Source organism: uncultured Azohydromonas sp., from assembly GCF_937926365.1.
In the GTDB taxonomy this organism is placed as follows: Bacteria; Pseudomonadota; Gammaproteobacteria; order Burkholderiales; family Burkholderiaceae_C; genus Azohydromonas.
Map to the genome: position 1 here is coordinate 19,283 of NZ_CALAOH010000069.1, position 13,041 is coordinate 32,323.

Annotated in this window: 10 protein-coding genes; all 10 read right to left on the minus strand. The window is 74.5% G+C overall.

The window, feature by feature from the left end:
• Window positions 1-15 precede the first annotated feature (15 nt).
• Window positions 16-2,208: a hypothetical protein gene (locus Q0741_RS07235; RefSeq protein ID WP_298232527.1), complete on the minus strand. Its 2,193-nt coding sequence runs from the start codon at window positions 2,206-2,208 to the stop codon at window positions 16-18.
• Window positions 2,205-4,829 (minus strand): putative baseplate assembly protein, encoded by a 2,625-nt coding sequence (locus tag Q0741_RS07240; protein ID WP_298232528.1) that lies wholly within the window; start codon window positions 4,827-4,829, stop codon window positions 2,205-2,207. Before Q0741_RS07240 ends, Q0741_RS07235 begins: the two co-directional genes overlap by 4 nt.
• Window positions 4,826-7,468 (minus strand): putative baseplate assembly protein, encoded by a 2,643-nt coding sequence (locus tag Q0741_RS07245; protein ID WP_298232529.1) that lies wholly within the window; start codon window positions 7,466-7,468, stop codon window positions 4,826-4,828. Before Q0741_RS07245 ends, Q0741_RS07240 begins: the two co-directional genes overlap by 4 nt.
• A gap of 2 nt (window positions 7,469-7,470) precedes the next feature.
• The gene (locus tag Q0741_RS07250) at window positions 7,471-7,833 is read right to left on the minus strand and encodes a GPW/gp25 family protein (protein WP_298232530.1); all 363 of its coding nucleotides are present in this window, start codon (window positions 7,831-7,833) and stop codon (window positions 7,471-7,473) included.
• Window positions 7,834-7,861: 28 nt separating this feature from the next.
• Entirely contained in the window at window positions 7,862-8,179 is a 318-nt protein-coding gene (locus tag Q0741_RS07255; protein WP_298232531.1) for a hypothetical protein, read from the minus strand.
• Between the two features lie 11 nt (window positions 8,180-8,190).
• A complete protein-coding gene (locus Q0741_RS07260; RefSeq protein WP_298232532.1) occupies window positions 8,191-8,709 on the minus strand; it encodes a phage baseplate assembly protein V in 519 nt (172 codons plus the stop codon).
• Between the two features lie 43 nt (window positions 8,710-8,752).
• The gene (locus Q0741_RS07265) at window positions 8,753-9,880 is read right to left on the minus strand and encodes a hypothetical protein (RefSeq protein WP_298232533.1); all 1,128 of its coding nucleotides are present in this window, start codon (window positions 9,878-9,880) and stop codon (window positions 8,753-8,755) included.
• Between the two features lie 129 nt (window positions 9,881-10,009).
• A complete protein-coding gene (locus tag Q0741_RS07270) occupies window positions 10,010-10,363 on the minus strand; it encodes a Base plate wedge protein 53 (protein ID WP_298232534.1) in 354 nt (117 codons plus the stop codon).
• A complete protein-coding gene (locus tag Q0741_RS07275; protein WP_298232535.1) occupies window positions 10,363-11,022 on the minus strand; it encodes a hypothetical protein in 660 nt (219 codons plus the stop codon). The genes Q0741_RS07270 and Q0741_RS07275 overlap by 1 nt, the downstream gene beginning before the upstream one ends.
• A gap of 29 nt (window positions 11,023-11,051) precedes the next feature.
• Window positions 11,052-13,041 (minus strand): L,D-transpeptidase family protein (locus Q0741_RS07280; RefSeq protein WP_298232536.1); only part of this gene is annotated, 1,990 nt, incomplete at its 5' end.

A 13,041-nucleotide genomic window follows, 5' to 3' on the forward strand; every position in this document is an offset into this window, starting at 1 on the left:
CTCCCTTGCAGGTTCTCAGGTCGCGTAGAACACGCCGGCGTGCAGGCCAACGCGCAGGTATTCGTCCAGCCGCACGCGCAGGTTGGCTTCGCGCTGCGGCTGCGCCAGGGCGTTCATCACGCCGATCTCGCCGCCGTCGCCCTGGCCGGCATCGAAGGCGGCTTCGCCCGGCAGCGCGTCCGGCGCTTCCTCCGCGCCCGGCGGACGCCAGCGCGGGCCCGCGCCGTGGCGGATGGCCTCGGCCGTCGAGCGGCGCAGCTGCATGTACGCGGCGTCGCCGTAGCGCGTGCTGGTGAACTGCGGCGCCACCCGCGGGTGCGCCGCGTCGGGCAGGCAGCGGTGCCGGCGCGGCACCACCGAGTCGGACGGCAGGAAGCAGAAGCGCACGCAACCTTCCTGCGTGCGCCCGGCCCACACCGGGGCGCGCCAGCCGTCGCCGGCCACGCGGCGGGCCACGAGCAGGCTGTTCGAGGCCATACGCAGCACCTCGGCGTGCACCTTGCCGACCACCGTGCACTCCACCAGCGTGAGCGCTGCGCCGGCCGGCGTGGGGTCCTCGGCCGTGGCGATGCCCTCGTAGGCCACGGCGGTGGCCGCGCCGGCATCGACGATGCAGTCGTCCAGCACCACCTGCGCGCCCGCCGCGACGCGCAGCGCGCCCACGATGCAGTGCTCCAGCCGCACCGTCGCGAAGGGGTGCGCCACCACCAGGCCGGGCGCGCCCGGCTGCGCCGCGCTGCCGTCGGCATGCAGGCGCAGGCCCGGCACCAGCGTGCAGTGGCGCAGCACGATCTCGCGCGGCTCCGCATCACCGGCGTCGGCCAGCGTCAGCGCGCCGCCCGAGATGACCAGCCCGTCGATCACCAGCCGGGCCCGCGCGCCCAGGTCCAGCACCACGTCGCCGCCGGCGGCCAGCAGCGGGCGCGCGCCGTTGCTGGCCGCGACCGCCAGGTCCAGCCCCGGCTGCCCGGCGGCCGTCACGCCGTCCAGGCGCAGCACGGGCGTCTGCTCGTAACTCAGGCTGTCGTCGATGGCGAGCAGGCCGCCCGTGCTTTGCAGCGCATCCAGGTGCGGCTGCAGCGCCTCGGCATCGCGCGCCACGTGCGGCGTGTCCGGCAATTCGCCGCGCTCGTACTCGCCGCCGCCGATCGGGCGCGAGAAGCCGTAATGCAGCGTCGCGCGCAGCGGCAACGTCACCTCGGCGCCGGCCAGCACCCGGCCGCGCTCCGGATCGACCGCGATGCGGCGCGCGGACACCTCGCCCTCATGGTTCCAGCCGCCGGCCGTGTCGCGCAGGTCGGCCACGACGATGTCGGCCGTGGGCACGTCCTTCCATTCGCCATCGCCCGCGTCGAGGAACTGCAGCAGCAGGCTCTCGCCCGGCCCGTAGTCGTCATCGCGGCTGGCCTGCGGGTCGGGCTGGGCCTGCGCGGCGCGCACCGCCTGCGCCATGGCGCGCACGCCGATCGGCGCGGGTACGTGCATCGGGCCGGAGAGTTCGCTGATCGAAGCCTCGCGCCGCGGCTTGCGCCACAGCTGCAGGTCCGCGCCCAGCGGGTTGAGCCGGAAGCGCCGGTTCGCCGGGTCGCCCGGCGCCTCGGCCACCAGCGGCACGTCGGTGAGCGACCAGGGCTGCAGCCGCCACAGGAACAGCCCGACGTTGGGGATGTTGAAGCGCCCGCTGCCCGCTTCGGGCCGGCGCATCTCGGCCGTGTGCGCCACTGTGTTGAACGCGCCGCACGACTCGCGCACGGCGCGCATCACGCCCGGCGCGCGCACGCGCGCCGTTGCCGGCGCATGCGGGCGCAGGTGGTTCATGTACTGCGTGGTGGCGAGCTGCTCGAAGAACTCGGCCACGTGCGCGGGCCAGGACGTCACGTCGGCCGCGAGCTGCTCCAGCATCAGCGCCGTGCCCTTGCGGCGCCGGTACGCGATGGTGTTGGCCACCTCGGCGCGCGGCGAGCGCACCGCCGGCGAGGCACCGTGCAGCGGCCGGTAGCCGATCAGGTCGCCGATGTAGGGCACGGCCCACCCGGCGCAGGTCTCGATGAACTGGTCGTCGTAGAGCTGTTCGAGGTGCGCCTCCAGCGCCTGCAGCTCGCGCGCGAACAGCGCCAGCAGCGCGCGCAGCGGCTGGCCCTGCTCCGCGTCACGCACGCGGTAGACCGACGGCAGCAGCCCGTAGAGGCGATCGGTGTCCAGGCTCACGGCAGGGCTCCCAGGCTGTAGAGCGGGTCGGGATGCAGCGTCAGGATCTCGGCCGGCAGCGGCTCGTGGCCCGATACGCGCATGCGCGCCGCCAGCAGCCGCGGCTGGCGCGACGGCGTGGGCGGCACGCTGTCGCGAAACAGGAAGTCCAGGTCCACGGCGACCACGCCCGGCACCGTGTGCACGGTGGCGATCACGTCGGATTGCTGCACCGGCTGGCCAAGCGCGCGCGCTTCGAAGGCGTAGCGCGCGCGCAGCGTGGCCTCCACCGCGGCGCGCACGGCGGCTTGGTCGTGTGCGGGATCGCACTTGAGCTTGAGCCCGATGCGGAAGTTCACTGGCTGGTGCGCGAGCAGCCGCACCGCCACGTGCGGGTCGCCGCTGGCCTGCAGCTCGGCCAGCAGCCGCTGGCGCACCGGATGGTCGGCGCCCAGCACGGCGCCGTCCGCGCCCGCGATGGTGATGGCCACCACCGGGCCCGAGGGCAATTGCAGCAGCGCGGCCTGCGCCTTGGCGATGCCGGCGAAGGCGCGCGCGAAGTCCTCGTAGTCGAGCAGGCTCACGGCGCGGCCCAGCGTGCGCACGCCCAGCGGCATGCTCGCGCGCGCCTGCGACGGCGGCTCGGGGTCGGTGCCGCCGAGGGCCGGCAGCGGGTTGCTCACGCCCTTGAAGCCCAGCGGGCGCGTGGCCGCCTGCGTCAGCGTGTCCGCGCGCACGTTGCCGGCCGCGCCCAGGCCGACGCGCCAGGTCGCGTGCACGTTGTTCGTGCCGCTGGGCAGCCGCGCGCCGGCCACGCCGTCGCCGAAGCGCACCCAGGTGCGGCCCTCTTCGTCGCTGTCCAGCGTCCAGGCGCGCTCCTGCGGAGCGGCGCCGTACAGGCTCGCGCGCCGGCTCCAGGCCACGTCGTCCACGCGCACCGTCAGCTCGCTGGCGACGCCGCTTTCGCCGGGCGCCAGGCGGTGGGTCAGCGGGCTGCGCTTGAGCTCGAAGCGCTGGAAGGGCTGCGCGGCGTTGCCCTGGCCCAGCACCTGCGTCGTGGTTTCGCCGTGCGTGGCCGGCGCGACGTTGCCGAACACCACCACGCTCTCGCGCGCCAGCGCCGCCGGCAGCGCGGGCGTGATGCGCAGCTCGCAGCGCTGCGCGTCCACCACCGTCACGGCGCTGACCGTCGCGGCATGGGCCAGCGGGCTGCCGTCGTCGGCGCGCCGGCCGCGCACGATCACGCGGCGCCCGGCCAGCAGCCCCTCGGCCGGCACCGCCAGCGGCACGCGGTCGCCGCTCACGGCGGTGGTGACCGGGTAGGGCGCGAACTCCAGCCGCTGCGACTGCACGAAGGCGGTGGTCTGGCGCACGGCCTCGGCGAACTGTGCCGTGTAGTTCTCGCCGCGCAGCAGCAGCCGCGTGACCTTGCCCGACATCGCGAAGTCGTCGCGCGACACCTCGGCCACCGCGCCCACCTGGTAGAGCTCGATGTAGGTGCCGGCCGGCGCCGGCTCGGTGGGCCGGTTGAACTCGCCCCGCGCCAGCACCGCGTAGCCGCCCGCCACCACCTCGGGATAGGGCGCGTCCAGGTCCAGGTAGCCGCCGGTGGACGTGGCGCCCGCGGGCGAGATCACGAAGTCGGGCCACTGGTCGAGCTCCAGCTCCGTGTCGCCGTAGTCCTTGCGGAATTGCTCGGACAGGCTCTTCCAGCGCGGTGCGTTGTGGCCATAGGGCGCGCCGCGGCGGCGCAACGCGTGCAGCTGGGGTCGCTGCGAGCTGGGATTCGAGAAGGGCACCAGCGAGCCCAGGGCGCGCCCCCAGGTGATGCGCGTGCGCTCGCGGGCAGCGTCGGCTTCGACGCGATCGACGAGGCGGAAGTCCCACTGGTCGCTGCTGGCGTCGGCCAGGGCCTCGTCGCCCAGGATGGCGATGCCGTCGCCCGGCTTGAGCCCCGTGCTGGTGCCGGCCAGCCAGGTCTCCCGGTCGCCGCGGCCGGGGCGGCGCACCTCGTCGAGCCAGGGCCGCATCGCGTTCCACTGCGGCCGGGCGTCCACGGCCTCGACGGTCTCGAAGGTCTGCGGCAACTCGCCCGGCCCGGGCACGCTGGCGACCCTGAAGCCCGCGCCGATGGTCAATGCCGCCGGTACGCCGCTGACGAAGGTGCCGGGCTCCTCCTTGAGCGCGGCCGGCGGCTGCGGTGGCGTCTCCAGCGTGAACGCCAGCCAGGTCTCGGCCGCCACGCCCGGCCGCAGCCGGTAGCCGATGAGCTTGCCCATCTCCTGCAGCGACACGCGCTCGGTGGCGGTGGCGAGCCAGGACTCGTTGGCGATGCGCTCGCTGTAGAAGGTGAGCACGTCGGCCGCGCAGGCGAAGGCGTCGATCAGCCCGATGGTGAAGTCGCCCGTGTCGCGTGTGAGCAGCGCCTGCAGCGGCCCCGCCGCGGCGGCGCTCAGCCCCGCGTGCAGGCTGTCGCGGAAGGCGGCGTGGTCGCCCGCGCGGTAGGCGATGGCCGGCAGGCCGTGGCGGTTGGCCGTGTTGCGCGGCGTCGAAGCCTCGATGCCCGCGCAGCAGCCGCAGGCCTGCGCGCCGGGCGTCAGCGGCGCGGCGCCGCCCTTGCCGTCGGGAACCAGCTCGCTCATTGCCCACCTCCGGCCGTCAGCGCCAGCCGGCCCCGTTCGCGGAAATTGGGGTCGTTGGCGAGTTGCGCGATCTCCAGCCGGCCCATGCGCACCACGCCCTCGGCCAGCGAGGTGGCATTGCCGCCGCCCAGGCGCTCGAAGCGGTCCACCCGCACCGCGTCCACGCCCGGCACCGCCTGCGCCGCCGCCACGATGCGGCTGAGGTACACCGGCTCGCCGAAGGAGAAGGCGTCCGGGTGGAACACGCCGCGCCGCCCGTCGGGCAGCAGCCGGTCGGACAGCACCTCGCGCACCGCGCGCACCACCTCCGCGCGGAGGTAGCCCGGCTTCACGCACAGGTGCAGCTCCACGTCCAGCGGCACCAGGCGCGGCGCGTCCACCTCCAGGTCGTAGCCGGCCATGCGGAAGCGTTCGAGGTGGCGGCGCAGCCGCGCCTCGAAGGGCGCGTCCACCTCGCCGCCGCCGAGGCGGTCGGCGGTGACGAAGACCGTGTGCCAGCTGCCCGTCCAGCGGAAGCTCGCGGCGGCGCGCTGCACCTCGGGGCTGCGCTCGGCTGCCGCCGCGTAGTCGGCCGGCGTGACGGCGCGCTCCTGCGTGCGGAAGGCCTCCGGCGCGTCGCGGCGCGCGGCCTCCACGTCCTCCGGATCGACCCCGCCGGCGGCCGGCATCGGGTTGAGCACGTCGGCGATGTCGTCCGCCCCCGGCAGCACGTCCGACGGTTCATACAGCGCGTCATCGAGCACCAGGTGCGCGATGGCCAGGGCCCCGACGTTGCCGGCGCTGCCGTTGCCGATGCGGTAGCGCGCCTTGAACACCGTGCCCGCGTCCGGCCGCCGGCCGTGTTCGTCGTCGCCGAAGCGCAGCCGCGAGCGGCGGTCGTGCTCGGTCTCGACCACGAAATGCGCGTCGGCGCCGCGGCTGCCCAGCAGGTCCGGCTCCGGCTCCCAGGTGGCGGTCTCGCCGCTGGCCGCGGTGGCGAGCGTGATGCGCGGCAGGGCCTCGCGCACCGGCAGCGGCAGCAGTAGCCGCGCCGGCCAGAAGGGCCGGCCCTGCTTGTCGCCGGGCAGGGGCTCCAGCAGCGCGGCCAGGTCGAAGCCGTGCGTGAGCGGCGCCTCGGCCAGCGTGGGCCGGTAGCGCAGCGGCACCGGCTCGCGCTGGGGCGCGGCGCAGGCGTCGGCCGGGCGCGAGGCCGGCGCATAGTGCGCCACGGACGGCGCCGGCACCGGCGCCAGCGTCTCCTTGTCCAGGCGGCGGCCGTGGTCGGCCAGCACGAGGTTGCCCAGGGCGACGCTGAGCGGCAGCCCCGGCCGCTCGGCCACGCCCAGGCACAGCGTGAAGGGCAGCGCGTCGGCGGCGTCCCAGGCGATGCGCGTGACCTCCAGCGATGGGTCCGCCGGCTCCGGCTCGCCCGGGGCCCGGGGATCGAAGAGCTTGCCGGACGGGTCGGTGTCGGGCGTCACCGTTACCAGCCGCACCGCCCAGCGGCGCGTGCGGTCGGCCTCGGCCCGCATCGCCGCGTCGCTGGCGCCGTCCTGGCGCGCCACCGTGGGGCTGCGGAGCTCCTGCAGCACCAGCACGTCGCCCTGACCCAGTGGCGGGCGCCCGCGCAGCGTGGCCTCGGTGGTGCCGCGCGGCAGGCAGCAGCCCTCGTCGCCCCAGGTGTGGAAGCGCAGTTCGTTGTTGCCGGCATGCACGCGTGTCGTGCGCGCGACCTCGAACACCAGCGAGCCCGCGTCCAGCGCCAGCTGCAGGTCGCGCGAGCCCGGCCGCAGCACCTTGGGCACCGCGACGCTGCGCGTGAGCAGCTGCGTGCCGCGCGCGACGTCGAAGCTGCCCGCGGCCGGTTGCACCTGCACCCACACGCGCGCGTTGCAGCCCTCGTGCAGCCGGTAGTCCACCAGCCGGGCATGGCGCCGCACCGAGCTGCGCCGGCGCGCCGTGCCGAGGTAGGCCTCGTTGGCGATGGCGTCCTGCCGGTACGAGAGGTTGTCGGCCGCATAGGCCAGCAGCTCGACCAGCACCACGCCCAGGTCGGCCGCGGAGCGCTCGCGCCAGTCCGGCACCAGCAGGCTCAGCCGGTCGAGCATGAGCCGGCGCAGCGTCGGGTAGTCCTTGGCGAGGTAGTCGATGACGGGCGCCGTGACCGCCTCCGGCGGGCAGACGCGCGCCTCGGCGCAGTCGAAGTCCGAGGGGCACTCCACCTTGAAGGCGAAGCCGATGCGCGAGAGCACGGGGTCGAAGCCGCCGGGTGCCTGCTCGCTGCCGGCGCCGTCCACCAGCGCCAGCGTGTAGCGGGAGAAATCGCCCTCGCGGTCGGTGCGCACGACCAGCGTGCGCTCCGGCGCGTCGATGCCCGCGGCCAGGCCGGGCTCGGCCTCGGCCGGCAACGCGTCGGCCGCGGCGGCCCACACGACGCCGATGCCGCGGATGCGCTCGCCCCCGCTGATGCGCACGTTGTCGCGGCCCAGCGTGAAGCCCGCGCGCAGCAGCCGCACGAACAGCGTGCGCTGGCGCGGCACGCCGGGCGGCGCGGCCTGGTCCAGCACCTCCACGAACTCGATCGCGTTGACGCCGGGCGCGCGCTCGCGCAGCACCTCCAGCCGGCGCGGCTCGCAGCAGTGGAACGTGGGCGAGGCCATGGTCAGGGTGCCCCGGTGGAGAAGGTGGCCGTGTGCGCCGTGCCGTCGCGCAGCACGGCGTAGCGCACGCTCACGCGCAGCACGGACTCGACGGGCTCCACCCGCACCTCGCCCACGGCGATCAGGTGGCCCAGGTGCTGCTGCAGCGAGGCCTGCACCAGCGCCTGCGTGGTCGCGGCCAGCGCGGTGCTGTTGGGCTCGAACACCAGCGCCTGCAGCCCGCTGCCGAAGTCCGGCCGCATCACGCGCTCGCCCGGCGAGGTGAACAGCACCTGCTCGATGAGGTCGCGCAGGTGGTCGGCGTCGCCGGTGGCCGCGGTGCGGCCCCGGCCGTCGATGCGGTAGGGAAAGTCGAGGTGGCTCATCGCGCGCGGCTCCCGTTCATGGCCCGTCTCAGGTGGCGAGCACCCGCGTCTGCGAGCCCACCGGCAGCAGCCCCGTGCCGGTGGGCACGCACACCGCCTGGGCGCTCCAGGTCAGCACCGGGGTGCCGCCCGCGAGCACGCGCGTGGCGGCGCTCACCCACTGCGCCGTGGCGCAGGGCGGATTGGGCGTGCCGGTCAGCCCGCAGGCCGCCACCGCCCAGGGCGCGGCCTGTGTCACCACGGGCTGCCCCGACACCGCCACGCGCGGGAAAGGCGCGGTGGGTTGTGCCTGCCCGCCGTGCATGCACAGCACCGAGGCGCCGACGTGGAGAACGGGTGCGGGCATCGCCGGGCTCCCTACACGACGGTCAGCGCGCCGGCGTTGATGTCCACGGTGGGGCCGGTCAGGCTGATGACGGCGCCCTTGCCGTTGGAGATCACGATGCCCACGTCGCTGACGGAGATCGTGGCGCCCGTGGCCGTCTGGATCAGGATGCCGCCCGTGGGGCCGGGCACGTCGCTGATGACGATGCCGTTCTTGAGCATGGTCTGCAGCGTGATGCCGCTCACCGCGGGCGGCACCGTGCGCGACAGCGCCGGCAGCTCGGCGGCGCTGCCCCAGAAGCCGCCGACCCAGATGGGGAAGTCGGGGTCGCCCTTCTCGAACTCGATCCACACGCCCGCGCCGATGGGCGGCACCGTGAACAGCCCCGTGTTGATGCCCGCCAGCGGCAGGCACGGCATGGCCCAGCTCGACGGCGCCAGGCCGGCTACGTCGGGCACGATGGCCTGGATGCGCCCCTGCTGCATCGGGTCCACGTTGTTGAGCACCGTGCCGCGGTACTTGCCGTAGAAGCGTTGCGGTTCCGTGGGCATGTGGGGTTCTCCCGCGTGAGTGCTTGTCGCGTGCCGTACCCGCTCAAGCCGGCACCGCCGGCACGGTGGAGATGAGCGCGTTGCGCGCCAGCTCGAAGCCCTGCTTGTAGGCGCCGCGGCGGATCTCGTGCGTCACGCGGCTGACGTAGTAGAGGCCGTCGAAGGGCAGGCCCGCGCCGCGCACGCCCACGAGCTGGCGGCTCTTGAGCAGCCGGCCGTAGCGCGTGACGTCCAGCCGGCCGCGGCCGAACACCGAGTCGCTGTGCCGCGCCACGAAGGCCAGGCCCGTGGCCAGCGCGCCCAGCACCGACAGGTGCGCGGTCTCGGTGAGCTGCTCGATGCGCGGCGGCAGTGGCGGCACCAGGCCCAGCGGCGGGTTCATCGGCGTGACGTCGGGAATCGGGATGCCGATGGGCGCCTTGCTCAGGGGCTCCTGGAAAAACACGATCGGCAGCTTCTTGCGCTCGCGGTCGAACTCGAAGGACAGCTCCTCGACGTTGGTGAGCGCGTCCATGCCGGTGTTGAGCGCCGGCTGCGGCGCCCCGACGCGGATCTCCGGTCCCCAGTACGCCTTGCTCGTGCCGGGCGCGGGGCCGGGCTCCAGGTAGAACACGTAGCCCGCCTGCGCGGCGAGCTGCCGGACGTAGGCGTAGTCGCTGCCCTGCTGCTGCGGAATGCGTTGCGTGGGCAACGGCACCTCGTCGGTGAGGCTGGGGATCACCATCGGGATCACGCCCAGCGCCGCGTACTTGGCCAGGATCAGCAGCACCCGCGCCGAGGGCGGCATGGCCGGGAAGGGCAGGCCGGGGATGTGGATCACGTCCATCAGCGCGCTCAGGTCCTTGCCCTTGACCACCACCTGGCCCACGCCGCCGGCGCCCGGGCGCGTCTCCACGTGGGTGGCCATGCCGTCGATCAGCGGCTCCACGCGGCCGTCCAGGTTCGCGTGCAGCGCCACGCGCATCAAGGGCACGCCGCCGCCCCCGCCGCTGATGAGGAACAGCGTGCGCAGCGGCGAGCGCGGCGGCAGCTCGAACTTGAGCTCGAAGCCGCTCTGGGCGTCGCCCGAGCCGTTGTCCACCGTCGCCTCCACCAGCGCGTCGAGCAGCGCGCGCGGGGCCGGCTGGGGCACCGGGCCGATGTAGAGCGAGAGCTTCACGCCGTTTTGCATGGCGATCCTTCCGGCGTGGGCTTCACACCTATCCCACTGGGTTCTCGAACACTGAAAACCCGTTCGTGCTGACCCTTCGATACCTCAGGGCGAACGGAATCCAGGTTTGAACCGTTCATGGCATCCGTATCAAGTGGCCGTGGGCACCGGCACGGCGACGCGCGCGCCCGGTGTGTCGGTGAGCTCGAAGGGGTCGGTCACCGCGTTGGCATCGGCGATGCGCCAGTAGGCCAGCGGGTCGCCCAGCGCGCGCGCGGCCAGCAGCTCCGGCCGCTCGCCCGCGGCCACGGCCAGTTCCGCCGCGACGGCGATGTCGCGCGGCTGCGCGATGAAGCGCCGCCGCAGGTAAGGGCGGGGCGGCTCGCCGGCCGGCCCGGGGTGCAGCGCCAGCGGCACGCCGAGGTAGCGGCTGGCCGCGTCGAAGGGGCTGCGCGGGATCGCGCCCGCGTCGATCAGCATCTGGATGGGGTCGGGGGTGCTCATCAGGGAAGCGAGTCGATGCCCAGCGCCTGCAGCGTGGCCGTGCCGCCCTGGGCGGCCAGCGCCTCGCGCGTGCGCAGGTGGGTGAGGAAGATCGAGGCGCCGCGGTGCGCGTAGCCCAGGTCGTCGGTGGACAGCACGCGCAGTCCCAGGCTGACCTTGGCGCGCGTCGGGTTGAGCCGCGCGTCGAAAGCCTCCTCGGTGATGGACAGCTCGGTGACGCGCACCGGCGCGACGCGGTTGGCGCTCCAGATGAACAGCGTCAGCGGCGCCTCGGCCGGGATGATCTCCAGCGTGCCGCCCGCGGCCTGGGCGTCGATGTCCATGAGCTGCGCGGCGCTGGGGTTGACCAGCGCCTCCAGCGCCGCGAGCTGCGGCGCGATGCCGTGGCGCACCGTGGCCGGGTGCCGATCGGGGAATTCGAGCTGGTCGGTGGCGTCGATCTCGGCGTCGAGCTTGATCGACTCGATGGCCGGGCCCTTGAGCCGGAAGGGCATGCCGCGCTCGCCACCGCCTTCGCCGCCGGTGCCCTGCACCTGGTAGCTGCGCGACAGCGTCTCGGGGTTGTATTGCAGCGCGATCAGGCGCCGCGGCGTGGCGCCGTCGGGGGCCAGCACGACCAGGCCGCCCTTGATCAGCTGGGGAGAGGTGCTCAGGCTCATGGCGGGTCTCGTGGCTGCGGTGGCCGGGCTCAGAGGCTGGGCAGGGTGTCCACCAGGATCCGGCGGATGCGCGCGACGATGGCGTCGCGCGCGGCGTTGAACGCGGCCGTGGTGGCCGCCGTGGGCACGGCCAGAAGTGGCGTGTGCAGATGGCCCATCGGCACGGTGGAGCCGCTGCTGTCGCGCAGCAGCCGCGTGCGGTAGAAGATTTCGTTGGACAGGAAGTTGCCCCCGGAACCGGAAACCGCGGTCGAGCCCGCCGTGGGCCCGCCGGTCGGGCGCCGCTGCGGCGAAGTGCCCCCGGCGGGGATCTCCGTGATCTCGGTTTCGCCGGGCAGGGGCGAGCTGCGCAGGCTGCCGCGCACGGCGCCCGGCAGCGTGGTCCGCAGGAACTGCGGCCCCGCGGCCAAGCCGGGCGGCTCGATGGTTGCGGGGGCGCCCGTCCCGCCGGGTCCGCCCCGGGCGTCGAGGTTGTCCAGATGGCCCGGCGCGTTGGTGCGCCGCCGGGCGGCGAACTCCTCGACCTCGAAGTCGGCGCTGCCGCCTTGGCTGATGGTCATGACCATGTCCACGCGGTTCGGGCCGGTGAGGAAGGGCGCGAAGAAGCTCTCGACGCGGCCGGCATCGAAATCGGCGAAGCGCACCGGGAAGATCGTGCCTTCCACCCGGCCGCGCACGCTGCCCGCGGCGAGCGTCTGCCCGTCGAGCGCGAGCACGGCGGCGCCCGAAGGGTTGCCGCGTGCGGGCTCCTGCAGCTGGAAGGGATCGAAACCGCTGACGAGGATGCGCTTGGTGCCCGCGGGCGTGCCGGCGAAGCTGGCGGTGTCGCGCCCGCGCGAGCTGTCTTCGAACAGCAACAGCAGGGCGTCCCGGTTGGCGGCGGACAGGGCCCAGGACGGTTGATAGCTGCGCAGGGCGCGCGTCATCTGCAGGCGGGCCCAGTACAGGGGCCGGTCGTCGGTGTCGGCGCCGGTGGCCCGCTGGGCGCGCCGGGTCGCGGTGCTCCAGAGGTTGCGGCCTTCCCGGCGCACGGCGGTGCGCGCCGCTGCCAGGCTGGCCGCGCCGGCGAGCGCGGCCGTGAAGCGCGGCACCAGCGCCTCGAAACCGCTGTCCGCCAGGATCTGCTGGCCCGCGGTCGGGTCGATGCGGCCGGGCACCATGGCCCTGCGCTGCTGGTCCTCAGGGAGCGCGGGGTCCTGCCGGGCCGGGTCCGGGACCGTCCGCACCGGTGTGCTCATCTCCGGGAGCGCGCGCCTTTCCTCCACGGTCGGCGCGGCGGCCGTGCGCCCACTCGGGCACGGTGGCGGCAGCGGCAGGGTGGGATGTTCGGACAGCAGGTCCGCGCGGTCTTCCGCGCTCAGGTCGCGGCCGTAGCCGTCGCGGACGATGGCGCGGTATTCCTCGCCGTCGCTGCCCGGAGTCGCCGAGCCGGAGATGTCGCCGCGCCATTCGTTGCGCAGCTGCGGATGGCCGCAGCGCGGGCGGGCGAAGCCGCGCACCTCCACCATGGTCTGGTTCTGGCGCTCGCCGCAGAAGATGTGGCGCGCGGTGTTCAGCGGCAGCCGCACGCAGCCGTGCGACAGCGGCGTGCCGTCCACCACCGGGTACTCGTGCAGCGCGATGCCGCGCGAGGGCACGAAGGTGTTCCAGAAGTTCCAGGTGTTGTGCACCCGGCGGCGGTCGCTGATCGGGAATTCGGCGCCCGAGGAAATGGGCGTGCAGTTGCTGCCGGTGGTGCGCGAGCGGGTGCGGTCGCAGGTCGTGCCGTCGGGCGTGTTCACGCAGCAGTGGCCCTTGCCGGTGGAGCAGCCCGAGGTCTCCAGCGTGCCGTCGCTCCAGTGCAGCGTGACGTGCTGCGGCGTCTCCTGTTCGACCACCACCTTGCGGATCCAGCGGTCCGAGGGCACGTCGTCGCAGTCGCCGGTGTTGGGGGCGTCCCAGCGCCGCTGCAGCCTGCGCGCGAGCGCGCCGCCGGCCTGGCCGGGCGACACGCGCGTGGCGCGGCCGGCGACCACGGCG

Coding starts and splice junctions, on each gene's coding strand:
- Q0741_RS07275 (WP_298232535.1), bottom strand. CDS start 11,022: ATGAGCCTGAGCACCTCTCCCCAGCTGATCAAGGGCGGCCTGGTCGTG.
- Q0741_RS07260 (WP_298232532.1), bottom strand. CDS start 8,709: ATGCCCACGGAACCGCAACGCTTCTACGGCAAGTACCGCGGCACGGTG.
- Q0741_RS07255 (WP_298232531.1), bottom strand. CDS start 8,179: ATGCCCGCACCCGTTCTCCACGTCGGCGCCTCGGTGCTGTGCATGCAC.
- Q0741_RS07250 (WP_298232530.1), bottom strand. CDS start 7,833: ATGAGCCACCTCGACTTTCCCTACCGCATCGACGGCCGGGGCCGCACC.
- Q0741_RS07245 (WP_298232529.1), bottom strand. CDS start 7,468: ATGGCCTCGCCCACGTTCCACTGCTGCGAGCCGCGCCGGCTGGAGGTG.
- Q0741_RS07240 (WP_298232528.1), bottom strand. CDS start 4,829: ATGAGCGAGCTGGTTCCCGACGGCAAGGGCGGCGCCGCGCCGCTGACG.
- Q0741_RS07265 (WP_298232533.1), bottom strand. CDS start 9,880: ATGCAAAACGGCGTGAAGCTCTCGCTCTACATCGGCCCGGTGCCCCAG.
- Q0741_RS07270 (WP_298232534.1), bottom strand. CDS start 10,363: ATGAGCACCCCCGACCCCATCCAGATGCTGATCGACGCGGGCGCGATC.